Genomic DNA, 23,071 nt, shown 5'->3' with positions numbered 1-23,071 from the left:
CAAGTCCTCCCGATGGTCGGAATCATGATCGTGCCGACCAACGGGAGGACCAGCCGAAGGGGTATACAAGTCACGAAGTGACCTCCCCACGAGCAGTGGGCCCGTCCGGCAGGACATATCTTTCCCATCTTCAATAAAGTCTGTAACGAATCCAGTAAGTCCCGTTATCCCAGTTGATGCGGTTCCCATCCGAACTTACCGTTCCCCGGATCGTCGTTCCAGCCCAGTTCGTCGTCAGCTGCCGCCGCCCCACCAGCGATCCAGTCGCCCTCTGCCCACTCTCGTTCTGCAACGTCAGATTCCCGCGATGCTGCTGAATCGAGCACTGCAACGAGCGATTGCCGTTCGGATACCAGTTCCCGTTCAAGCTGTAACTGCTGTGCCCACCGCCTCCACCACCGCTGCCACACCGCGTCCAGTACGTTCCGTTCGACCAGTTGATCGTTCCGCCATTTCCGCTCAGCGTTCCCGTAACAAACTGCCAGCCCGGCGCAACAATCTGGTTCGATCCCTGGAGATTCCCGATCGACGTGTCCCCACTCTCATTCGTCAGATTCAAAAATGCGCCGTTGCTGCTGATCGAAGCCTGCTTCGTCCGGTCTCCCTGCACACACCAGGTACCCAAAAACCCAGCGCCTTGGGCCCCATTTGCGGATCCACGCGCAGCATCTGTCGGCCCGCTCTGGGACGGCTGCGGCATATCAGGCGTCGAAAGATTCGGATTGCCCTGCGGAATATCGGGCATCTGCGGCATCGAAGGCGTTGGAGGCGCCGAAGGTGTTGGGGGCATCCCAGGCATTGAGGGCATGGAGGGAGTCTGCGGCATCTGGCCCATCGCAGCCCCGCCGCTGCCCACAGCCAACACGAGCGTTCCCACCGCCGCAAACGCAATCGACCGCATCCACTGGACTGAGTTCATCGAAAGCTCCTCCTGTGCGTGCGAGTAATTATCCTCCCGCTTCGCAGCTTAGGAACAGAAAATTGGGTCGCCCACAGCAAAGACGCAGCCACGATCCATGCTGATTACTTCCGCGGACCATTCCCAGCAGGCAGCGTCAGCAGCTCGCCCACCAGCACCGAAAGACGTCCGAGGTGATCCGACATCTCATGCGCCAAAGACTTCGTATCGCTCCGCGTCTCACCCTCTGCCGCCAGATACACAATATTCGTAAGGCTCTGCAGCGGGTTGTTGATCTTGTGCGCCAGGTCGTTCGCCATCGCAGCCGCTGCAGCCGCGCCGGCCTGCTCCAACAGCATCTTCTGCTGCCTCTGCTGCCTCACACCCATCGCGGCAAAGTTCGCCAGCACCTGCATCATCTTCAGGTCACTCGCGTCGAAGGCCTCTCCCCTGCCGTGCGCCATGATCCAGATCGTTCCGCGTGTTCCCTCCACCTGCCACGGCAGCAGAATGCCGTCCGTTACGACCGGAGCTTCAATCCCCATCAGGTCGAAGAAGCGCTGTGTCACGCGAAAGAGCTGCGGCTGTCCCCGCTCCAGGCACGTACCGCACGCGCTGGGATAGCGCGGCAGCGTCGCATGCAGGAACCCCTCATACTCCCCCGCCGTCGCGACCCACGTATAAAAGTCCTCATCGCGGCCACCCTCGGTCTCGATGCTGATGCCTGAGCTATCCGCACCGCACAGATCGACCGCTGCGTTCACCAGCTCCTGCAGAATCGTGTCCGGGCTGTCTACAAAGGCCCGCGCCAGACGGTCCATTCCCATCATCTGACTCGCAACGTCACGCTCATGCAGACGCCGCGCCGCAAACGAAGAATCGCCACTAAGGTCGATGACCTCAAGCCCCGTATCCGTCATTCCCGAAACGGCCGTACTCATTCCACTCTCCCGCAGAGATGCTGGCTGTCGTTCTCAGCGGACACCCCGCTCAAAACATGAATCCAAGTGAGCCGAACAAGGCACTCCAGCCCGCGGTGAATCGGGCGTCTCTGGAGGCAATCTTTCTGCAGACCAATGGCAAAGCGAACGAAGTCGATCATACGCTGAAAATCGGTGGTTATATCGTGAAAGTGATCCCGTAAAAAAAAGCGAAGATCATGGCGTAGTGTTCGGGGGCGAAAACTACGCAGCGAACAGCCACGAACTCGCCGGCAAGCCTCCACAACTCGCCAGCAAACTACCACGTCAAAACCACCTGTTTTCCCAAACACCCCTCAAAAACGCCCGAAAGAAGCAGGTTTTACGTCCTCCACCACGCTCCAACTTTTTTGGCGAAAATCCTACCGCACACCCGCCGGGATCGCGATCGGAACCTGCTCCACAATCTCGATGCCGAAGCCCTGAAGCGCAGGCACATGCGTCGGTGTGTTCGTTAGCAGACGGATCTTGTGAATCCCAAGGTCGGACAGAATCTGCCCCCCAAGACCCACTTGGCGCAGCGTCCGTTGCGCGCGATCCTCGCTTCCCTCCCGCGATCTCTGCTCCCGATGCAGAATAATCCTCGCCGGCGTCACGCTGCCATCCACGCCAAAACCCGCGGCCCCATTGTGCAGATACACCAGCGCCCCACGTCCTGCCTCTGCGATCATGCGCAGCGAACGCTCCACCACCGCCCTGCAATCGCACAGCGTCGTAGAGAAGACATCGCCCGCGAGGCAGTGCGTATGCACCCGCACCGTCACCGGCTCATCACCCGAGACATCGCCGTACACCAGCGCCACATGCGACTCGCCGCCTTCGACTTCGCTCTCATACGCGATCATGCGAAACTCGCCGTGCGCGGTCGGCAGCAGCGACTCCGCCACCCGGTGGATATACCGCTCATGCTGCAACCGATATCGGATCAGATCCGCCACGGTCACCATCTTCAAGTTGTGCTCAGCACAGAACTTAACCAGGTCCGGTACCCTCGCCATGGTGCCGTCGTCGTTCATGATCTCACAGATCACGCCCGCCGTTACCAGTCCGGCCATACGCGCCAGATCCACCGAAGCCTCGGTCTGCCCCGCCCGCACCAGCACTCCGCCCTTGCGCGCACGCAGAGGAAACACATGCCCCGGACGCGCCAGATCGTGCGCCGTGGATTGAGAATCGATTGCTACCTTGATCGTATGCGCCCTGTCCGCCGCAGAGATACCCGTAGTCACGCCCTCCCGCGCCTCGATACTCTCCGTAAACGCCGTGCCGAATCGCGAGGTGTTCTCCTGCGTCATCGGCCCCAGGCGCAGGTAGTCCGCACGTTCTTCTGTCAGCGTCAGGCAGATCAATCCCCGGCCAAACTTCGCCATGAAGTTGATCGCCTCCGGCGTGACAAACTCCGCCGCCAGCGTCAGATCGCCTTCATTCTCGCGGTCCTCATCGTCGACGACCACTACCATCCGTCCTGCCCTGATCTCGGCTACCGCCTCAGCTACATCAGCGAACATGCTGTCACTCCTTCATTCCTTACGGAAACACTGCACTACTTTCGACGAATCCTACGCCAACGCGATGCAAAAACCTTGGCCCTGACATAAAAGTGACAGACAAGTGACAAAAAGATGGCGCCGCCCTGGTTGGGCGGCGCCATCTTCTTTCAATCTGCAAACTAGAGCGTAGACTCAATCTCGAAGCCCCAGGCTTCCAGCAACGCCTCAGGAATATACTTCGAGTTCTTGTTCCGCCGAGCCCACTCCCGCAATCTGGTCGAACGAATGTACTGGTCGGGGGTAAGCTTGAACTCCTTCACAACCTGTTCGAACGAGGTTACCGTTGGAACAATCGGCCCAATGGGCTCGGGCTTGCCCCAGTTTGGATTTCCACGACGCTTTGCCATATCTTTGTTAGTACCTCTGTAGAGATTTACAACCTACACTTTGCGAACGACGTAAAAAATTACGCAACCCTCATTCTACAGCAGTTATGACCAAAATGCAATGACGGGACGCGGCCCGGATGCTCCTGGTACATGCGATCGGGGCGTACTTCTACCGGCATCGCCGGGGAGCTAAACCGCTGTATCCAAATGAAAAGGCGTGTCGTAACGCTCCACGGGATACCCCTTCTCTTTCCAAGCCGCCAGGCCGCCTTTGAGAAACTTGATCCGGGTGAAGTTCAGTGCAAGAGCCTTCTCAAGGATCATCCGGCTGGTCTTTTCGCTGACGCATGTGCAGTAGATGACTGCATCTTTCTCTTTCGGGATCGCTGCGGCTTCTTCTAAGATCGCCTTGGGTGGAATCCTCTTCGACCCTGGAATGATCTCCGAGTGCGCCAGCAGATCCAACGGCTGCCGGACGTCGAACACCAACAGATTCATATCCTTTTGCATCAGCGCATGGAGATTCTCTGCGTCGATGCTGTGCTCCTCCAACTTATGCCGCCGTACCTGCCTGATTCTCACGATTCCAAAGATCAAGACACAGACGCCGACCGCGCATATCGCAATCAGATACATATCCGTACCTCCAAAAAGATTCTGTACATCTGATTCTCGTCCATTGCCGGAAGATTCCGTACAAAATCTTCTATCTGATCGGTCGAGGCAGGCAGGCCTGACCGGTTGTACAAGCCGTCACTTGACTCGTTCGCCTATGCGTAGCGGGGAGACAACTCTCCGCTTCGGCCAGGTTCCATGTCGAGATATCGATCGGTAAACACAGTCGATCGCCCGAACGCTTACTTCGTATGCTGACCCGTTAAGGGACAAAACGATCTCGGCTCACAATATGGAAAGATCGTGTCATTTTCGCCAATGCAGAATCGCATCCCCTCACTTATTGTTGGGTTGTAAGTCTTAATTGTGTCAGTCTGAGGTGTGGCTCGTGTGCTCAGCCCGGATGGAGTGGTGCTTGCGAAGGTGTTGCCGGCTGCTCCTTTTTTTGATGGTTACGGGCGTCCAACTCAGGCCGCTGGGAGCGCAGGCGAGCGCCGGCGCCACAGGTACATCGGGTACTGCAGCCACCGTGCCGGACTCGGTGACAGGGCGCGTTCTGAACGCTGCGACCGGGACGCCGGTTCCGCGTGCGCTGGTTCGGTTGAACGACCGTGCGGTACTGACTGATCATGAGGGCAAGTTCCGGTTCGAGCAGAATACGGAGAGTGCCGCGAATATTCTGATCACCAAACCTGGGTTCTATGCGTCTGCCGATCCATCGGAAGCGGGCAATCTTTTTCTCCAGGCAGCGCAGCTCGCCGTACCGCTGGAGCTGCGAATCTATCCAGAGGCATTGTTGACGGGCAGGGTGTTGGGACCGGATGGCGCTCCTTTGCAGCGGATTCTGGTGAGTGCGATGCGTAGCTCATTCGATGAGTCTGGACACCATTGGAGCACCACGGCTCAGAGTCAAACCGACGTTCATGGTAACTTCAGGCTTCCAGTCCCGGGTGGCAGCTACAGGATCGAGAGTCACTACACACCGCAAGATGGTGCTACGGGCGAAGCGGTTCTACCGGTCGTCGTTCCTGAGGGGAGTTCGTCGAGCATGCCACAGGTTATCCAGATTCGTGGCGGAGACGAACAGCACTTCGAGCTGCGTCCGGCTGTCAGCCGCATCCACACGGTGACGCTTACGACGCAGGGTTCTTCGGGGCGCGGTTTTGCAAGGATCACCGCCCACACGAGGAGCGGCAGCAGTCTTATGCAGGTGAACCCAAGGACCGATGGTGCGTTGGGTGCGATGACGATGGAGCTTCCCCAAGGCAGTTACGTGCTCACTGCATGGATGAATAATGGAGAGTCTTCCGCGGAGGCAGAGACGACCGTGACCGTACCGGACCACGATGTGTCGGGCGTGGTGCTCCAGTTCGCACCTATTCCATCGATCCCGGTAGAGCTGTCGGTAGACTCCGAGTCTGCTGCAATCAATAATCCACCTCAACTGCAACAACTGGGTCTCACGCTGCAGAAGGAAGAGGTAGACATCGAGCGAGGCGATTCCAGTATTCGTCCGACGATGGTGCGAGATCATAGTTATGCGTTCACCGTGCCAACTGGAAACTATCGCCTACAGGCGCGCATGAGTGGATCGTGGTACATCAAGTCAGTCAACTACGGCGACTCCGATCTGCTGCAGCAGGAGCTTGTGGTCGCGCCCGGAGCTGCAGGTGCGCCCATTCGAGTAACCGTCAGCGATCAGACGGGGAGTCTGCAGGGAGCGGTGTTGGTGAACGGAAGTCCGGGAGTGTGCTGGATCTACCTCATCTCATCGGGGCCGAGCGCGCAGAGCGTTTTTAGTCTTCGAAGCGGTACGGATGGTAGCTTCAGTTCGGCACATCTGCCGCCTGGCAGCTATCAGGCGCTGGCCTCGGAACGCCGTCTCTCGGTGAACTTTCGCGATCCGGCAAGTCTCGCGCCGTATAGCAGCTATGTCCATAATGTGACGATTGAGGCCGGGGATAAATCTACGCTGAACCTTGACGCCGCTCCTGCGCTGGCGGTGATGCCTTGAGGCCGATGCACGGTTTGCGGGTTGCTCTTGTGGGCTTGATGATGGGCTGTTTGGTGGGCGTTCCTTCGCAGTCGCTATCGCAAGCGAAGACACGGGTGGGCTCCAATGCAGCGGATGTGAACTATAAGATCACAGGGACGGTAGTTAGCAGCGTCGATGGCAGCACGGTAGCTCACTGTCAACTGAGCCCGTCGCTGATGGTTCATGGAGGTTCGTCGAATCGACAGATTCCCTCTATCGGCAGCTTCGAGACCGATGAACACGGACGCTTCTCCATAGCCCTTCCGTCGGCTGGTCTATGGAGTTTGACTGCAAGCGCTCGTGGTTTTGTGACCCAAGAGTACGAGAGGCATCAGGGATTTTTTTCCGCAATTGCTGTAACGTCAGAGGCGCCAACGGTAGATATTCGGTTTCGTCTGAGTCCTGAGGCGAGTATTACCGGCGTTGTACTGGACGAAGCTGGCGAACCGATACGCACGGCACAGGTTTCATTGCAGGTTGTACCCCCGCCAAGTCCGGGAGGGACGCAGCCAACTGGTAGCGTGCGGACGATGGTACGAACCGACGATCGCGGCATGTATGAGCTGGACAATCTTTTGCCGGGAAGCTATCGGCTGATGGTGCAGGCACAGCCTTGGTACGCGGCGGCATCACAGCAATCCAGCCGAGTGAGTTCAAGCGGAAGTGCGCCGGTCGATCCGTCACTCGACGTCGCTTATCCGCTTACATGGTTTCCGGGGATAGATAATCCTGCGCTGGCGGAGACGATCGTTTTGCATGCCGGAGATACGAGGCAAGCGGATCTTCATCTTGTTCCGATGCCTTCGGTTCACCTCAGAGTTGTGACTCCGCGAACGGAAGGAGAGAACAATGTTTCGCCGCCGGCATTTCCAATCGTTCAGCAGATTGTTCCAGGAGAAGACATTCAGAGCTATGTTCCAGTCTCGACACATGTGGACGGGCAGGGGCAGATCGATGTGTCCGGTTTGGCCCCAGGGCTGTATCGAATTCAGCCCGGTGGACCAAACCAGGGAAGGAGGGCTTCGCTGGTCGAGGTTACGGCTAATTCGACCCGTACGCTGGATCTCAATGCGGCGCCAGAGGATGTTGCCAGGGTGACGGTTCACTTCGAAGGTCTCACCGATCTAGATGCGGGATCTGGCGCAGGACGCAACGGTTCGATGAGGGTCAGGCTGGTGGATACGGATACTCATCGAGGCAGCTTTTCCTCCGACAATGATGGAGCGATGGGCTACGGCAATGAGCGGCGTGGTCAGAGAGACAGCGGCACCGACCATCTGATCGAAGTACCTCCAGGACGCTATGAGGTGGTTCTTCAAGGACGACCCAATGTCTACCTTACTGGCATCGCTATGAAGGAGGCCAAGATCGAGGGCCGTTATGTGACGCTGGCAGCGGGCGATTCCGTGTTGACCATCCATGTGGCAAGCGGTCGCGCCCACTTGAGCGGCGTCGCAACATTTGGCGGAAAGCCATCGGACGGAGCTTTGGTGCTGCTGGTCCCAACGACGATCGAAGATCCTGGATCAATTACGTTTCTCCGTCAGGATCAAACCAACACAGACGGCAGTTTCGAGATAGAAGATATTATTCCGGGACAATACATTCTCATCGGCATTGATAACGGCTGGGATATCAACTGGGGCGACCGCTCGACCCTTCGCCGATACCTGCTTCAAGGAGTGCCAGTCGAGCTCAAACCGTCTGTGACGCTGAAACAGAACATCAGTGCACAAGCACCATAAATTGCTCAGCAATCTACGAGAATTCGTTGTGGCCGAGCAATTGTGTTAGATTCAAAAAGGCCCGCAATACGCGGAGAGATGGCCGAGTGGCTGAAGGCGCACGCTTGGAAAGCGTGTATACCGCAAGGTATCCAGGGTTCGAATCCCTGTCTCTCCGCCATAGACTATTCTTGTGTCGTCCTAGACAGTCTCAAGGTGCCGAGAAAACTCCACAAAACTGAAGAAACTAAAGTCCCAGATAGTTCACCAAGTATTATGGAATCTTGCACTTGCCAATGGCATTTTTGATGGTTCCTAAAAACAAAGGCAATGGCATTTTGCTGACTGATACAGAGATACGCAAAACCAAGCACGGGCCACTAACCTATACAAGCTTTGTCATTTCACACCTCGTTACAGCTTCGCACCCTGCGCGATGCCGCTTGAAGTCTGCAAAGCGTTCGTTGAGTGAGATGAGCTTCCGACCGTATCTACTGCCCCGACACTATCGATCGCAATGTCTTACTGTCCCCTTGGAATTAAGACGACATACCAGCCTGTGAAGAGGGCATGAGACTCGCTGAAGAGTTCCTAAAGAGCCATAGCGGGAACCTATTTCAGCTTGATGTACTGTTCGTCTGCCAGTCTCAGCCAGACCAATCCACGTTCTGTGTCGATTAATACTCAAGGGCACGCCCAATCGGTCCTATAGAAGGCTGCGAGCGAACAAAACCCGATGTGATTCAGTTTGAAATGGAATTGATTTCAGGTTTAGATCGTAGTCGTCGGCCAACTCTTATTGCATCGCGAAACATATAGAACCCTAATGCTCCTAAAATGAAACTTCCCGTAAGCGATACAAGGGTATAAGCAACTCCGTAAGAGTTGAGAAGGCTAATCGCTATTCCGGCAAGTGTGGCAAGCATCATTGAAGCGCCTAGAAGCCCCTCTAGAGCACATCGCAAAACAAGTACGAGCGATTTCATGCCAGCAATGCTCTCACGCCTCTAGCAGCTCTACAAGATGTTCAATCGTCCATGATGATGCGCAAGCCGCCGCAGACAAAAAGCCCCAGCACATGGCTGAGCTTTTGGGTCTATTGCGCAGGTAAAGGCTGCGAGGTATTTGACTTTGAATTATGCAGATGCATAAGCAAAGCTGGCAGCGTGTGACTCTGGAAAGCCGTACAACGCAAACGAACTGATGTTTTCAATGATCGTCTCTTGAACTTTGGGGAAATACCATCGGCTGTTATTCCAGTCCGTTGCGAGGTCGAATGTAAACGAAATACAAACTCATATCCGGGTTAGTCACTTCACGATCTGTCCTCACAAATGTGCTTCCCGTCACCGATTCCGAAAGTTGGTAACTTGGAAGCAATAGGTCCACAGTGTCAATGAGTGATAAATCGCCGATGCACTCATTGGCGAGTTCATTGGTAGACAGAAGCCGACTTTGCAGGATCTATCGCGCATTTGCTGCGAAACTTGAGAGCCTTGAACACGCGGTTGTCCACCAACATCTTTGATTCTGATGTTAGACTTCATCAATTATCATCAACGTCATACTTTGATTGAAATCGGAGTGTCCGATCGGTACGTTACTTCATTATGGAGACCACCAAACATCCAGCCCGCTTGATAATTCGTGAAAAAGATCAGACGCGCACCGTAATCATCGACTCCCTGCCCTTCACAATCGGCCGTCAAGCGGATCGCAATCTCTATCTCACCAACTCGCAGATCTCACGCGAACACGCCATCATCCACGAGGACGCAGAAGGGTTCTTCATTCGGGATCTCAACAGCCGCCAGGGAACCTTCGTCAACGACATCCGCAAGGACACGGCGCGCCTCCGCTCTGGAGACCGCATCAAACTCGGCCCATCCGGCATCACCCTTCTCTTTCTCACCTCTCCTGATCACACATCCACCGTGGCTCTCTTTCATAAGATGGCTTCGGAAGCCTCCAACTCCGAGCTTCAGACGCTCTCCCTGTTCCTTCAGGCCGCACAGAGCTTCAACAACTCCAGTGTTCTGGAAGACATTCTCGGCACGATGATCGAGTACACACTGCGACTTACCCACTCCGAACGCGGCTTTGTCTTCCTCGGCGATAGTGCTGCTAACCTCTCCCTGCAGTGTGGCTTCAACTGCGAAGGCGAGCCAATCTTCGACGACACGAAAATCTCGCGCTCAATCGTCCGCGATGCAGCCGAGTCCGGACAAGAGTACATTCTCGGCGACGTCAGTGGCGAAGGACAGCCGGTCAGTCGCGAGAGCGTCATCGCCCACGAACTTCTCAGCGTCATCGCCATCCCCCTGCGTGGCCGCAACTCCGGCCGTCTTCTCGGCCTCCTCTATCTCGACAGCCGCCTTCGAACCAACACGCTCAACAGCGTCGGCCGCGACATCCTCCTTGCCATCGCGTCCGAGGCAGCTACCCTCGTCGAACATGCCCGCTTAGTTCAGGCCGAGCGCGCTGCCGAACTTCTCCGCAATGAGATGGAGATCGCTGCCTCTATCCAACAGAGCCTCATCGCCCGCGATCTTCCAACCTTCCCTTACGCCAAAGTCATGGCGAAGACCATTCCCTGTGCAGAGGTCGGCGGCGATTTCTACGACGTCATTCCTGTGGAGGACGGCTTAGTCGCCATCGTCGCGGATGTCTCCGGCAAAGGCGTGCCTGCTGCCTTGCTCGCTTCGATTATCCAAGGCATGATGTACGCTCAGGCCCGAAGTCACGTGTCCCTGGTCGACACCGTGGCCACTGTCCAATCCTTTCTGTGCTCTCGTGTCTACGGCCAGAAGTATGTAACCCTTCTGGTCCTCCACTACAAACAAAATGGTGAGGTCGAATTAATCAACGGTGGCCACATCTCTCCTCTCCTCGTCCTTGAAGACGGCACGATTACTCCGATCCTCGGCGGCGATGTTCCCGTTGGCCTTCTCCATGACGCTACTTTCCACCCCATCTCCTTCACACTGCCTCTTCATGCACGTCTTGTGCTCCTGAGCGATGGTGTCACTGAAGCCGAAAATCCCGCAGGTGTGGAGTTCGGCTCCATTGAGCGCCAGAGTGAGTTTTCTGCCCCAGACCCCGTTCAGGCCATCTTTGCTTCCATGTTCCGTTTCTGCGAGGGTGCGCCTACGCAAGACGATTGCACCCTCCTGATCATCGAGAGAACAGCCTGACGCCTGAAGAAACAATGCGTCTGTTGGAGAGACCATGAAACTTCTACTGAAATTCAATCTGATTGTCATCGTCGTCGTGGCCATCGGTCTTGCCATAGTCTCGTGGGTCGCTCACTCTTTCCTCGTCGACAATGCGCGAGCTCAAGTCCTGCAGCAGGCCGAACTTATGATCCAGAGCGCAAGCTCCACACGCGACTACACCACGGAAGAGCTCACGCCGATCATCGTCACCGCTCCAGCGATGGAACACACTTTTCTCCCGCAGGCGATTCCGTTTTACGGCGCGACGGTCACCTTTGCTCGTCTCCGGCAAAAATTTCCCGAGTATATGTACAAGGAAGCCACGCTCAACCCTACCAACCTCCAGGATCGCGCCGTAGATTGGGAGACCGACGTCATTGATGCTTTTCGCAACAAGCCGGACTTGAAGGAGTTCGTCGGCGAACGCGAAACCCCTTCCGGCCCCTCGCTCTATCTCGCTCACCCCATCAAGACTGAGTCAAGCTGTCTGGAGTGCCACTCACAGCCTTCGGCTGCTCCAAAAACCATGGTCGACAAGTACGGATCAACCAACGGCTTCGGTTGGAAGCTCAACGAAATCGTCGGTGCCCAGATCGTCTCCGTGCCCATGGCGCTGCCTATCCAGATTGCGTCAAGAGCCTTCAATACCCTCATGTGGTCGCTCGTCACGACGTTCGCTGTAATTATGCTTACTATCGATCTCGTGCTGTACTACCTCATCATCCTGCCCCTGCGCAAGCTTTCCATCGTCGCCGATCGTGTCAGTCTCGGCCAGCTTGACCAGGCCGAACTACCCGTTCGCGGCAAAGATGAGATGGCACAACTCACCGCATCCTTCAATCGCCTTGTAGTCACCGTCGTCAAGGCCTTACGAATGCTAGGCTAGCTACAACACGCCGCTCTTGCGAAACTGTCCGCTCACCGAGGAGAGAAATCTCTGCCTCGCCTCTGCCCCCTCAATCTCCTGCGCGACCTTCTCCACGAGCGCCTGGAGATCATTCGAAGCGCTTGAAGCACGTTTTACCAGCACGCTCGCGATCGGACCGACATAGTGGGCGAGCTTAAGCGCAATCTCACTCAACTGATCTGGCTCGTACTTAGACGCCTCACCAGTCACTCCTGGCTGTGCGGCCCCCGTCAACGCAGACGTCGGAAGCGAAACAACTCTGAGCTCCGAAGCGCGGCCTAGATGTGCCGCGTCCAGCGCTACAAGAAAGTCTCTCGCGTTCTGCCACCGTTCTTGCTTCTCTTTCGCCAGCGCCTTCATCACGATTGCGGAAAACTCCGGGGGAATCAGCGGGTTGATCTGGCTTGGCGATACCGGACGGCGCTGCAAAAGCCCCCCGATTACCTGCGCGTAGTTCGCGCCCTCAATGGGGAGTTTGCCTGTAATCATCTCGTATAGCGTCACACCCACCGCATAAAGATCCGACCGCGCATCGTGCCCTTCGCCCGATACCAGCTCCGGCGCTATGTAGTGCATCGATCCCACCAGTGCCCCGGTCATCGTCAACCGCACTTCAGGGGCTGCCAGTGCCAGCCCGAAATCAAGCACCTTGACCTGCCCCCCTGGGGTGATCATGATATTCGAAGGCTTGATGTCCCGATGAATCACTCCGCGCGAGTGCGCATACTCCAATGCCGTGAGGAGCTGACGTGTATAGGCTACCGCCTGGTCCAGCGTAATCCCCGCTGCCAGTACGTGCCGCAGATCCATCCCTTCCACATACTCCATAATCATCACGAGCTGCTCTTCGTGATGAAATGCCGTATGCAGCACTGCAATGTTTGGATGATTCAGTGTGGCAAGCACCCGAATCTCCTGCGTAAACCGATCCAGCATCTCCTGGCTTGCCGAAGATGCCGCGAGCAGCACTTTCATTGCCTCTGCGCGGTTGGAGATCAGGTGCCGCACGCGAAACACTTTTCCCATACCACCGTCACCGAGAACGTCGACTATCTCGTATGACCCAACACGAGTTCCTGGAGACCAAGCCATCGACTTCAGTTTATACACTTCCGCACAGGCCAGCAGCCCCGACAAAGATGCCTCATCCACCACTTCATCACGAAGAGAGACTGAGCGCAGCTTATGCCTGGTCAACGCGGAGATGTGGCAGATCTTCTCACGCTGGTAGGCCATAGGCTCAACGGGCGCATTAAGCCCTATGGCAACAGTCGGAACGCAATCTCCGACCCGACTTATAGTTCCTTTCGGTTACTCGCCGGCCTTGGTGGTACCTGCACCTGCACCATCACTGACGAGGATCTTCGATAGTGCGTGGAGACGGTCGGCGTCTGCCGGTGTTTTAGCAGTGGCTGCGGCTCTTTCTGCTGTCTTGGCATCGGCGTGAAGCTTCTTGATGTTCTTCGCGTCGATGTGGGCGTTGATCTCCGCGATCTTGTCTGCGGCCAGGCTGCTACCGCGGCCAAGTTGGTCAAGGTAGGCCTTCGCCGTGACAAATGTCATCGGATAGTCTATGTGGGGCTGGTCCTGAACGTTCAACTCAGGCAGATAGACCTGGGCCGCTGCATCGATCTCGTTTTGTGTGAGGTCTTTGGTGGGAACAAGTTTGAGGACGTCCGTACCACGTGCAATCTCTGAGCCATAGATATAGCCGTTGTAGTAGTAGGTGGACCACTGGCCACCCATCGCAGGACGGCTATCGTCAACGGGGCCGCGATCGAAGTAACCAATCTCGAAGGGGTGCGATGGGTCGGTGTAGTCCATGATGGAGACGCCTCCCTGATACCAGGACTGGACTTCGATGTTGCGTCCCGGAACTGGAATCATCGAGCCGTTATGCGCGACGCAGTTCTCCTTGTCGGTCTGGGGGGCGGGCATCTTGTAGTACGCGTCGAGCTTCAACTTCTTGTCAGCAGTGATGGAGAAGATCGCATCCGCGCCCCAAGCCATGGGGTCGGAGACGCGGCAGCGCGGCTGGCCACCGCCGCCCCACTCATCCGTGAAAAGGACAGTCTTGCCGTCGTTGGAGAAGTTGGCCGAGTGCCAGAAGGCGTAGTTGGGATCGGTGACGGCATCGAGGCGCTTTGGATGTGCGGGGTCTCGGATGTCCAGCAGGATGCCGTTACCGGAGCACGCGCCGCCGGCCAGACCAAGCCAGGAGTAGGCGGTGATGTCATGGCAGCCTCGGGTGGAGGAGGTAGTCTGTGTGCCATCACCATGGTTGCCGCCCTTCCACAAACCGTTCACATTGCCCGTCTCGGGATCGGAGAAGATGCGCGGGCTAGCAATCACCTTAGCCAGTTCAGGATGCGCGACCGGCACCTTGATGATGACGATGGTAAACAACGCAGTATCGGGATCCTTGTCAGGATCAGCTCCCGAGCAGCCGCCAAGCTCGGCGGAGGGACGAACACCCGCAGAGCCGGAGACATAGATGTAGACATTGTCCTTATCGTTGGGGTCGAGCACAAGGGTGTGCGTGTGAGAGCCACGGCACGTCTGAACGTCAGCAACCTGCTTCGGGTTGTGGATGTCGGAGATATCGAAGATCCGGACACCTTTCACGCGATCTGGGCTGGGCGCAGGCTGACGCGTTCTAAAGGCTCTCATAGCGGCGGCATCGGCTGCTGCGTCGCCGGTCGGAGTAGGTGGTTGAGCTTCGGGACTCGCAGTAGCGAAGCCCTGGGTACCGCAATCCATGCGGCCGTTGGCAGCTTCGACCGACATGAAGAGGAGATTTTTGTAGACCGAGACATCACCCTGACCGCCGGGACAAACCATCGAGGTGAGCAACGTCATGCGCGTTGGGTCGGAGATGTCATAGATATTGACGCCGCTGTAGTTGCCGTTGAACAGGTACTTGGAGTTGAAGGCGAGGTCCGAGTTCGTCCCACCGTAGTTGGCGCGAGGTCCGCTGGGATGCGTGGCGCCGGGTTGGCGAGGAGCGTCGGGATCAACAGGCGGCGGCGGAGGCGTGGCATCGACGGCCTTGATGGAGTCGAGGTCAGGCGCAAAGCCGGCGGGCTTGGGGGTTGTCGAGACCAGCTTCATGCCGAGGATGGCGGTGTTGGCGTCATAGAGGCCGCCTTTGAGGCCGACGCGAGGATCGTCCGAGCCGGAGCGTGCATTGACGAAGACGCTGGGTGGCTTAGGTGGCATCTTGGCCGTGGGGGTCGCCGCAGATGCAGTAGTAGAAGTCTGGGCAGTGCAGAGGCCGGTAGCTGACAAGGAAAGGACCAGCGCCAGGACGTTGCAGGTGAAGCGCGAAGAAATACTTCGGATCATTGTCTCTCCTTCAGCATGTGACGCATGATGTCAATTTCAGCCTGTTGTGTGTTGTCGACGTCGCTGGCGAAGTCGAACAGTTGTGGGTCCTGACCTGCCCCAGGGTTGGCAAAGAGATCTTTGACCATCTGCAGAGCGCCGCTGTGGTGCTGAATCATTCCTGTAAGAAAAAGGTGGTCGAATTCAGGTCCACTGGCCTTGCGCAGGGCGTCCATCTGAGCAGCAGTCAGCATGCCGGGCATCGTGGGCATGCTCATATCCATACCCTTCATGTCCATGCCTGCCATGGGATCGGCGGAGATTGGAAAGCCGCGATCGCTAAGCCACTGCTTCATCCAGCGCATCTCATCGCTTTGAGAGACGTCGATCTTCTTACCCAGCTCCATAACCTCAGGATCCTTGGTGCGGGTCTTCAAGAGCTCAGTCATTTCGACAGCTTGTGTGTGGTGCATAATCATGCCCTGCATGAAATCGATGTCGGCTTTGGAAGGTGCCTTAGGCGCTTCGTTAGCAGTTGCGGCAGCTTTGGAAATGATCTTGTTGCCGGTGCCGGGAGCGCCGGGCTGAACGATCGCCGGTTCAGGCTGAAGTGCCTGGGGGGACTGCTGCGACGGAGCAAGCGTTGCAAAGAGGACGACTGACCGAAGTGTAAGGAAAACCAGGTAAGACAACGCTCCTCCAACCATGGTGCAAGAGAGAGTATTTGCAACAACATCCTGAACTGGGCAGTCAACAGAGACTTTCTCCTGCAAGATAGAATGCCTGCCAGCGCCTAGCCTGTCAGAATCCTAAGTGCAACTGCGGAGACGGTCACAAAGGCTTTGTAACTTACGAGGAAAAAAGTGGTTGGCTCAATATAACTGTTCAGGCACCATAGTGCAATCAGATATTAGATATGACCGTGAACATGGTTCGGCATCGCCAGTTCTGAAGAATAGGTGTCCGCTGAGTTACTTCCATTCGCAATCAATGCTCCCATACTAAAATGTGAGCTGAGGCGTGTAACTAACGGCCTGTCAATGCGCAGATCTCACCGCCCTGACCTATCTGCTGTACGCCTGATCCTAGTACCACAAATGAGCGATATGAGACTGTATTCAACAGCCGTCCAAGCGGGCGATTAGCTTGTATGGGGTTTGCTTGATTGCTGTGGGGATCTTTGGTATAAACGCATCAGGTGTTGGGGAACCGATGCTTGGTCGATTTTGTAACCTATTTGTGTGATTGCGTCACCCAACTGCGAATGTCAGTCTGAAATTGTAATGGGTGAGGCATTCCGCTCTTCCTGTGATTTTGCCTTGATAAACCACAAACTGCTGTAAAAACGTTTGCTTTTGTACGAACGTTGGGAATGATAGGCGCCCTGTGCAACTCATCGTTGCCAGGTAAGACAAAATCATCTCCCCTGCATCGAACGCCTCTGCCAGTTGGGCGAGATGCATTCGTACAAAACAATAGAACACTACCTCTCTTTTTCTTTTGCCCTGCCTCTTACTCATGTTTCTTTTGCACGCTTCAAGAGGTGATGTCCGTGTCGTCAAAATACGCTATTCTTGCCTCCCCCGGCCCGATTCCCCCAATAACTTCTCGCACTCCTCAGAGTAATTTTCAGAAGCGAAACCTTCTCCCCATCTGCTCCGGCACACAACCTCGTAGCATCAATGCTCCTTGGACCCTACTCGTTCTTGCAATCCTCTGCTGCCTGATCACAACCGCAGATGCTCGCTCCCGATTTAATCGCGATAAATCCCAGTCTTCATTCCACCCAGGTGCGCTCGCGGTCTAATGTTCATCTTCATGCCTGCTGCAGAGGTGGACGCATAGCAGATCGAAAGTTTTACTCAGACCAGGTCGTCGACATATAAGATTATCGACCCTTCATTTGCGATGTGGAGCACAATAGCTTTACTAACCGACATAACGACTAGAGAGTACGAATAGGAAATTCCAATTATGAAATGGTCAAAAACAGTAGGGTTCATTCTATTTATGATGGCAGCAATACCATCGTGGTCCGCCACAAAATTCGTCAACAAATCCGCCACTGGATCCAATAATGGAACTTCGTGGGCAAGCGCCTGGACAGACCTCTCCAGTATTGGCTGGAGTGGACTTGCCGCGGGAGACGTGGTGTGCGTAGCTGGGGGGACTTACTCCGGATCAATTACAACCGGGGCGAGTGGCACATCCGGCAGCCCAATCACCATCCGACGGGCCACCGCTGCGGACACGACTTGTGGATCAGTAACGGCTGGATGGAACTCGGCTTTCGACGGACAAGTTGTGATGACGGGCACGATTGAAATCGCAACTAGCTACGTCACTATTGACGGTGCTGTCTCTAACGGAATTCAGGTCATTATGCAGAACCCGTCTGGGAGTGCCTATGTCGGAGTGGGAGGAACGTCGGCTCCGACTCATAATGTGACTCTGCGTTATATCGAGGTAGCGGGGCCATGTGGCTCAACCCCCTGCCACAATCTAGGGGATCATCGTTCTTTCGTAATCGAGCATTGGAACGGATCAGACTACGACACGCAAGATAGCTGGTTGCTCCAGTACATGAACTTCCACGGTGCTTGCAATAATATGGTGCTCTACGGGGAAACTAACTTGGTGATAGAGCACAGCCGACTAGCCGACAGCCTAGACAGCGTGGGCGACATCTGCCATCCGAACGTAGGAAATATCGGAGGGGGAACGGCAACCTTTCGCTACAACGAAGTGGTCAACTGGGATACCGAAGGATTGATGTTTCTTGGTACCGGGACTTGGTACATCTACGGAAACATCTGGCATGATCCAAGCACAAGCAGCTACCCTCGATACCTTGAGTCTCAAACTAATAACATGCTGGTCTATTCCTACAACAACACGCTGGCCAACATACCGTACGGAACTGTTTTAACGTCTAACGGAGGAACCTGGTCATCCAGCTCGCAGGGCAGGAACAATATTTATTGGAATACAAACGGGACTGGCGGCTTTTCCTCCGATGACTACGATTTTTCCAACGTATCTTTGAGTGAAACTCACGGACAGGGCAAGGCTTCCAATCCGTTCGTAAGTTTGACAGGAGAAAACTACCACTTGACCGCGCACACAAATGCCGGGCTGAGCTTAGGTAGCCCTTACAACGTTGACTACGATGGCAACACACGCACGACTTGGGATCGAGGCGCCTACGAATTCGCCACCGGCATTAGCCCAAATCCTCCGACCAATCTGACTGGCACTGCCCATTGAAACGAGTTTCTCGCCCGACGACGAACCTGCGGCCCATGTAGTTCCTACTTGTGGGCCGCGGGCTCCTTAGCCAAGATGTAAATGGGCGGGTTGGACTGAGCACCCAAGCCCACAAGAAGCGTAATGTATTCGCGGTGCAGATCGGCGTCCCAAATGCGGATGACAATTCGCCCTCCAGAGACAAGAGATTGACGGCATCTCGCAAGCAGATCTGGAACGGACAAGGGTTTTACATAGTAGATGGATTCGCAGAAGCAGATGGCGTCGATCCTTTGGCTGAGAATTGGGAAATTCTCTATTGCGCTGACGTGCCATTCGGCATTACTATCTTCAGATTTTTTGGCTATTTCCATGACTTGTTCGGAGACGTCAACGCCAATGAAGTGACCGTTCCAGCCACGTGATCGGAGAGCCGCTCGAAGATTGCCGGCGCCACATCCCAAATCAAGAACTCCAGAGTTGGACTCTAGGGTACGGACGCACTCGAGTAGGTCCTGCGGGCACCGTGCGGGATCGATGCTGCTGCGCTGGTGCTTCCAGTTCCAAATTATCCTCTTCATGAAGACTGGCGCGTAACTACGAAGTTTAGACATGGGAAGAGATCTCCATACTTCTAAGATGATGAGCTAGGTTTCCGCCCAGTTCTGAAAAGTGGTGCTTGCCCGATGGTACTGGTTGCTTGCAAAGCTGTTATCCATTCGGTTGTCTTGAGGATATTCCGACTTGCCAACGTAAATATCATTTCCGTTCGGTACGACGAGAACGATAGAAATTCAATAAGGTCCGCAGGTCTGCCCGATAATGAAGGCTAGATTAATTTATCCCGCTGCTATCATGATTAGGCTCGCTGAAAAGGTGGAGCGCAGCTCTGGTCACTTGTGGCATTGACTGCTCAAGCTGCCGAAGAACCTCGAAACGGCAGTCATAAGATTGCGAGACCCGTGCCAGCAGTTCGCCCATGTTGAGCTCGCGAGCATCTGCCACAACGTCCGCGTGGCCAATTGCTTCCATGACACCAATAAATTTATCGCTGTAAGCTATAGCGACAGCCGGTACGCACTGAGAGGTTGCGGCAATACAGGCATGCATCCGTGAACCAACGAAGAAGCCACACATCCCAATCACATGTTTAACTTCGCCCTGGTCATAATCGCCTTGTAGTAGCCCAAGTCGGCAACCATATTTCTCCCCGTACGCTTGGTAAACTGCGTTGTTCGCAATAACGTCGCTTTCTGAACTCTCGTCATTACCAAACACATGGGGAATCAATAATACTGAAGCTCCTTTAGTGTCAATCAGAAGGTCGAGTATCTGGCGCACGAGATCTCGGTAGTCAACTTGGAGACCAAACATGTTGTTTCGATCATAGCCGCCCATGTACAGCAGCCCACTAATATTAAAACCGATTAGTTTATCGCTAGTAAGATCTATCTCGCCGCCGATGCTTATCTTATTGGGTATCGTTGGCTCAAGCGCAAAGCCAACATCATAGCGAAACGTAGGTTTTGGTCTTGAATACTCGCCTTCATGTAGTCGATCTATCTCTGCAATGCTCTGGCAGTCACGGGTGTAAATTGCTTCTGCGTTTCTTGTGATAAATCTAGCGATTATGCGGGACAACCTACAGCGGAATGGTCCAAATGTCTGAGGTAAGAGAATTAGTTTCTTGCTCATAACAATAATTAGAATTTGCGGCATTGTAATGTAGAGAAACCGTCGCAGACCATAGATATCGCTAAAGCTATCTCCGCCGGCGATGGATGCAAACATATCGCTGCGGTATATCTCTTGAAATGCTAAATTTTTTAATGATAGCCACTCACGAGCCCTACGCGAAGGAATGAGCCGCAAAATCAAAGCAACAGAAATCAATGCGGCAATATTGTTACTGAGATATAGCCTCTTGGAAAATCTAATATTTAGCAGCTTAACCTCAACCACTTCGTCGCCTAGGTAAAGCGACCGCGAAGAAGCTTTCTTAGCATAGTCAAGGATAAATATCTCCGCATCAGGCCATTGGGTATAGATGCACCTTATAGCACCGGCAGCCAGTGCACCTACGCCCATGTTCCCTGTTTCAAAACTGGCGCCAATGAGACCAATACGAGTTCGAGTGCAATCATGCAATGCTAAATCACCATTTCTTTCATATGATTTGTACATTTAATACTATTTTTCGACTGTACTCATGTCTCGTTTTCTTAACGATATAACCATTCGTGACAATAGAAGTCCAGCAATAACTAAGAAGAAAATAGTGATTGAACGCTCAATGAGCCTCTCTATGCGATCGAACCGATATTTGTAATAAGCAAATTGTATCTTGCGACCGAGCATGCTGCGTGACAACACCATGTCGCGAAAATCTGAAAGTCGACGGTCTAAGGCGACTAACAGAGACCTTTTCGAGATGTCCACAGATGCGAGAGTCAAACCTTCGCTGTACGATATCTCCACATCGCGGCTTTGCTTCGGCTCGAGCACAACGTCGAATCGGATCTCATTGGACGTCGCTTGGTATGAAGCCGGGACACCATTCACTACAACTGAACGTAGCGGTATCGTAGGATCTTCCGGCTTATGAACGTGGAATACGACACGGCGCTCAGTTAGATTCATTAGCTCGAGATTCGAAGATATTGCCAATACATCATAGTCTTGATCAAGCCTCAACCGAGTTAAGTAGAGATGCCGGACAATGTAGCCCAAACTCTTCCATTGAACCGCCGGCTCAAGACGGTTTATCTCGTCAGCGGTGGCATCGAAGGCGTCGATTCGATCCTCGAAAAACTCTTGATGGACATAGAAGAGCTGGGGATTACCTAAAAACGCATTGATTGCGATGTTCGTATTAGAAATAGGCACTTCGGCTGAGATTCGCTTCACGCTTGGAAAGCCTTTGAAAGTGAGCGTCCAGGAGCTAAGAGGAAATAGGGGATCATCGGGCGCTATGGACCCCAGAGGCACATTTTCTGAATTTACCGTCGCCCAATAGTTACTCTTTTTAAGAGTCTCAAATGTCCCTGCCGGAGCGACAGCATGTGGAAATACCATGACTCGGTCATAAGGTAAGCCCGTTGCTTTTTTAAACTGTTCCATTCGAGCAAGAGCCTGCTCGATGTTGTCTCTCTGGCGATTCAATGGCTGAGCACTGTACTCCCCGAACTCTCGGTGATTATGGTTGTTTCCATGAATACAGATCGAGAATAGGTCTGCATGGTTATGAAACAAAGATACGACGTCCAGATTGCTTCTATCAAAATTCCAAGGCACAAACGCAATTGTCGTATGAAAATTGTGCTCTTTCATTTCGTGCAAGAGAGCTCTATATCCCAGGTTACCGTAGGGATCCGTCAGCCAAGGATCATCTACCGTCAAATTGGCGTAGTGCGCGGGCATGTGCCATGCTCTTTCTCCAGCCGCATATCGTAAAAATACCAGTAGTCCAGCCATGCTTGAGAAAGACTCCTGAAGAGATGTAGTTCCAGACTGTTCTACTTTGTTAATTGAACCCATTGCCGTAACAACAAAGACTGGCTGCCCATTAATGGAAAAGTCGACAAACGAAGAAATCTTTTCATTTCCGTTCCACATTTCGGCTAAGGCTCGTACAGACTTGTCATGAGAAAGCACCAGACCACAGGAGGGACTAGTTGTAGACTTCGGGACAAAGCCAGCAAGTTGTTGCAATACGTCTACCTCTTTCGCAAACATCATTCTCCACTCGCTGGTATGGCTCTCAACTGCTTTACAACCATCGATGCGACCGCCAGACCAAATAGAGAGCACTGGCGATGTGCTTCGCGGTCCCGTGGCCACTATGAGCAGTGGAATCCGAAACCCATTAGCTCTCTGTAAAGCATCGAAGATAGTGGCACGATCAAGATTCTCCAAAGCATCGGTCGATATGATGGCGGCCAATACATCCGGCTGTTTGAGCGCATATATAGCGCTCAAACTATCTATAGGTGCGTCAATCGAGATTATCTGCGTGCCAAGACCATAAAAACGTGATACGTGCCCAACTTGGTCTTCAAGCGTGGCGTTCGATCCAGTTTTCGTCATGAGCAGCACATCTGATGCCCATGCTGAAGAACATACGGCCCAGATGAAAAACATCAGCCAAAGAGAAACTTGTACGATACTACCGGGCAGACGTGATTTTACGCTGTATGGCCTATCATGACATGGCGCTTCGTGCACAACAACGTTTATTGCATTTCTCAC

General features: G+C 54.3%; 17 protein-coding genes and 1 tRNA gene. 7 read left to right on the top strand and 11 right to left on the bottom strand.

What is annotated here, in order from left to right:
* Nucleotides 1-130: 130 nt before the first annotated feature.
* Nucleotides 131-919, bottom strand: a complete 789-nt coding sequence (locus GSQ82_RS08525; protein WP_158791856.1) for a hypothetical protein — start codon at nucleotides 917-919, stop codon at nucleotides 131-133.
* Between the two features lie 104 nt (nucleotides 920-1,023).
* Nucleotides 1,024-1,839: a GAF domain-containing protein gene (locus GSQ82_RS08520; protein ID WP_158791855.1), complete on the bottom strand. Its 816-nt coding sequence runs from the start codon at nucleotides 1,837-1,839 to the stop codon at nucleotides 1,024-1,026.
* Nucleotides 1,840-1,856: 17 nt separating this feature from the next.
* On the opposite strand from GSQ82_RS08520, the gene GSQ82_RS08515 reads away from it, so the two are divergent.
* The gene (locus GSQ82_RS08515) at nucleotides 1,857-2,042 is read left to right on the top strand and encodes a hypothetical protein (protein ID WP_158791854.1); all 186 of its coding nucleotides are present in this window, start codon (nucleotides 1,857-1,859) and stop codon (nucleotides 2,040-2,042) included.
* Nucleotides 2,043-2,240: 198 nt separating this feature from the next.
* Here the strand turns inward: GSQ82_RS08515 and ribB are convergent, their stop codons facing one another.
* From ribB to GSQ82_RS08500, 3 genes are all read right to left on the bottom strand, one after another.
* Nucleotides 2,241-3,386 (bottom strand): 3,4-dihydroxy-2-butanone-4-phosphate synthase, encoded by a 1,146-nt coding sequence (ribB, locus tag GSQ82_RS08510; protein ID WP_158791853.1) that lies wholly within the window; start codon nucleotides 3,384-3,386, stop codon nucleotides 2,241-2,243.
* Nucleotides 3,387-3,547: 161 nt separating this feature from the next.
* The gene (locus GSQ82_RS08505) at nucleotides 3,548-3,775 is read right to left on the bottom strand and encodes a hypothetical protein (RefSeq protein ID WP_158791852.1); all 228 of its coding nucleotides are present in this window, start codon (nucleotides 3,773-3,775) and stop codon (nucleotides 3,548-3,550) included.
* A gap of 171 nt (nucleotides 3,776-3,946) precedes the next feature.
* Nucleotides 3,947-4,393 carry a rhodanese-like domain-containing protein gene (locus tag GSQ82_RS08500; RefSeq protein ID WP_158791851.1) on the bottom strand — a complete coding sequence of 149 codons (447 nt, stop codon included), beginning with the start codon at nucleotides 4,391-4,393 and terminating at the stop codon, nucleotides 3,947-3,949.
* Between the two features lie 394 nt (nucleotides 4,394-4,787).
* Between GSQ82_RS08500 and GSQ82_RS08495 the strand changes: the two genes are divergently transcribed.
* The 5 genes from GSQ82_RS08495 to GSQ82_RS08475 all read left to right on the top strand — a co-directional run bounded on the left by GSQ82_RS08495 (nucleotide 4,788) and on the right by GSQ82_RS08475 (nucleotide 12,232).
* Complete coding sequence (locus GSQ82_RS08495; RefSeq protein ID WP_158791850.1) at nucleotides 4,788-6,386, top strand: carboxypeptidase-like regulatory domain-containing protein; 1,599 nt, start codon at nucleotides 4,788-4,790, stop codon at nucleotides 6,384-6,386.
* A gap of 38 nt (nucleotides 6,387-6,424) precedes the next feature.
* Nucleotides 6,425-8,152: a carboxypeptidase-like regulatory domain-containing protein gene (locus GSQ82_RS08490; protein ID WP_216847050.1), complete on the top strand. Its 1,728-nt coding sequence runs from the start codon at nucleotides 6,425-6,427 to the stop codon at nucleotides 8,150-8,152.
* Nucleotides 8,153-8,224: 72 nt separating this feature from the next.
* Nucleotides 8,225-8,312: transfer RNA gene (locus GSQ82_RS08485), tRNA-Ser, on the top strand.
* Between the two features lie 1,429 nt (nucleotides 8,313-9,741).
* Nucleotides 9,742-11,325, top strand: a complete 1,584-nt coding sequence (locus GSQ82_RS08480) for a SpoIIE family protein phosphatase (RefSeq protein ID WP_216847049.1) — start codon at nucleotides 9,742-9,744, stop codon at nucleotides 11,323-11,325.
* A 34-nt stretch (nucleotides 11,326-11,359) separates the two neighbouring features.
* Nucleotides 11,360-12,232 (top strand): DUF3365 domain-containing protein, encoded by an 873-nt coding sequence (locus tag GSQ82_RS08475; RefSeq protein WP_158791847.1) that lies wholly within the window; start codon nucleotides 11,360-11,362, stop codon nucleotides 12,230-12,232.
* Here the strand turns inward: GSQ82_RS08475 and GSQ82_RS08470 are convergent, their stop codons facing one another.
* The 3 genes from GSQ82_RS08470 to GSQ82_RS08460 all read right to left on the bottom strand — a co-directional run bounded on the left by GSQ82_RS08470 (nucleotide 12,233) and on the right by GSQ82_RS08460 (nucleotide 16,269).
* Nucleotides 12,233-13,345 (bottom strand): serine/threonine-protein kinase, encoded by a 1,113-nt coding sequence (locus GSQ82_RS08470; RefSeq protein ID WP_158792193.1) that lies wholly within the window; start codon nucleotides 13,343-13,345, stop codon nucleotides 12,233-12,235. It lies immediately after the preceding gene.
* A gap of 219 nt (nucleotides 13,346-13,564) precedes the next feature.
* The gene (locus GSQ82_RS08465) at nucleotides 13,565-15,598 is read right to left on the bottom strand and encodes an LVIVD repeat-containing protein (protein WP_158791846.1); all 2,034 of its coding nucleotides are present in this window, start codon (nucleotides 15,596-15,598) and stop codon (nucleotides 13,565-13,567) included.
* Nucleotides 15,595-16,269: a DUF305 domain-containing protein gene (locus GSQ82_RS08460; RefSeq protein ID WP_158791845.1), complete on the bottom strand. Its 675-nt coding sequence runs from the start codon at nucleotides 16,267-16,269 to the stop codon at nucleotides 15,595-15,597. The genes GSQ82_RS08465 and GSQ82_RS08460 overlap by 4 nt, the downstream gene beginning before the upstream one ends.
* A 1,615-nt stretch (nucleotides 16,270-17,884) precedes the next feature.
* Here GSQ82_RS08460 and GSQ82_RS08455 point away from each other — a divergent pair.
* Nucleotides 17,885-18,844 (top strand): hypothetical protein, encoded by a 960-nt coding sequence (locus tag GSQ82_RS08455; protein ID WP_216847048.1) that lies wholly within the window; start codon nucleotides 17,885-17,887, stop codon nucleotides 18,842-18,844.
* Nucleotides 18,845-18,888: 44 nt separating this feature from the next.
* Here GSQ82_RS08455 and GSQ82_RS08450 read toward each other — a convergent pair whose 3' ends face one another.
* From GSQ82_RS08450 to GSQ82_RS08440, 3 genes are all read right to left on the bottom strand, one after another.
* Nucleotides 18,889-19,437 carry a bifunctional 2-polyprenyl-6-hydroxyphenol methylase/3-demethylubiquinol 3-O-methyltransferase UbiG gene (locus tag GSQ82_RS08450; RefSeq protein WP_158791843.1) on the bottom strand — a complete coding sequence of 183 codons (549 nt, stop codon included), beginning with the start codon at nucleotides 19,435-19,437 and terminating at the stop codon, nucleotides 18,889-18,891.
* A 220-nt stretch (nucleotides 19,438-19,657) separates the two neighbouring features.
* Complete coding sequence (locus tag GSQ82_RS08445) at nucleotides 19,658-21,007, bottom strand: polysaccharide pyruvyl transferase family protein (protein ID WP_158791842.1); 1,350 nt, start codon at nucleotides 21,005-21,007, stop codon at nucleotides 19,658-19,660.
* Between the two features lie 6 nt (nucleotides 21,008-21,013).
* Nucleotides 21,014-23,071 (bottom strand): hypothetical protein, encoded by a 2,058-nt coding sequence (locus GSQ82_RS08440; RefSeq protein ID WP_158791841.1) that lies wholly within the window; start codon nucleotides 23,069-23,071, stop codon nucleotides 21,014-21,016.

This window comes from Granulicella sp. L60 (assembly GCF_009765825.1).
Taxonomy (GTDB): Bacteria; Acidobacteriota; Terriglobia; order Terriglobales; family Acidobacteriaceae; genus Edaphobacter.
This window is presented reverse-complemented; position numbering and strand designations above follow the sequence as displayed.

What these genes read in the sequence shown, in the direction of transcription:
- GSQ82_RS08475 (WP_158791847.1), top strand. Translation starts at nt 11,360, where the DNA reads ATGAAACTTCTACTGAAATTCAATCTGATTGTCATCGTCGTCGTGGCC.
- GSQ82_RS08470 (WP_158792193.1), bottom strand. Translation starts at nt 13,345, where the DNA reads ATGGCTTGGTCTCCAGGAACTCGTGTTGGGTCATACGAGATAGTCGAC.
- GSQ82_RS08445 (WP_158791842.1), bottom strand. Translation starts at nt 21,007, where the DNA reads ATGTACAAATCATATGAAAGAAATGGTGATTTAGCATTGCATGATTGC.
- GSQ82_RS08455 (WP_216847048.1), top strand. Translation starts at nt 17,885, where the DNA reads ATGACGGGCACGATTGAAATCGCAACTAGCTACGTCACTATTGACGGT.
- GSQ82_RS08525 (WP_158791856.1), bottom strand. Translation starts at nt 919, where the DNA reads ATGAACTCAGTCCAGTGGATGCGGTCGATTGCGTTTGCGGCGGTGGGA.
- GSQ82_RS08500 (WP_158791851.1), bottom strand. Translation starts at nt 4,393, where the DNA reads ATGTATCTGATTGCGATATGCGCGGTCGGCGTCTGTGTCTTGATCTTT.
- GSQ82_RS08465 (WP_158791846.1), bottom strand. Translation starts at nt 15,598, where the DNA reads ATGATCCGAAGTATTTCTTCGCGCTTCACCTGCAACGTCCTGGCGCTG.
- GSQ82_RS08490 (WP_216847050.1), top strand. Translation starts at nt 6,425, where the DNA reads ATGATGGGCTGTTTGGTGGGCGTTCCTTCGCAGTCGCTATCGCAAGCG.
- ribB (WP_158791853.1), bottom strand. Translation starts at nt 3,386, where the DNA reads ATGTTCGCTGATGTAGCTGAGGCGGTAGCCGAGATCAGGGCAGGACGG.
- GSQ82_RS08480 (WP_216847049.1), top strand. Translation starts at nt 9,742, where the DNA reads ATGGAGACCACCAAACATCCAGCCCGCTTGATAATTCGTGAAAAAGAT.
- GSQ82_RS08450 (WP_158791843.1), bottom strand. Translation starts at nt 19,437, where the DNA reads ATGTCTAAACTTCGTAGTTACGCGCCAGTCTTCATGAAGAGGATAATT.
- GSQ82_RS08505 (WP_158791852.1), bottom strand. Translation starts at nt 3,775, where the DNA reads ATGGCAAAGCGTCGTGGAAATCCAAACTGGGGCAAGCCCGAGCCCATT.
- GSQ82_RS08520 (WP_158791855.1), bottom strand. Translation starts at nt 1,839, where the DNA reads ATGAGTACGGCCGTTTCGGGAATGACGGATACGGGGCTTGAGGTCATC.
- GSQ82_RS08515 (WP_158791854.1), top strand. Translation starts at nt 1,857, where the DNA reads ATGCTGGCTGTCGTTCTCAGCGGACACCCCGCTCAAAACATGAATCCA.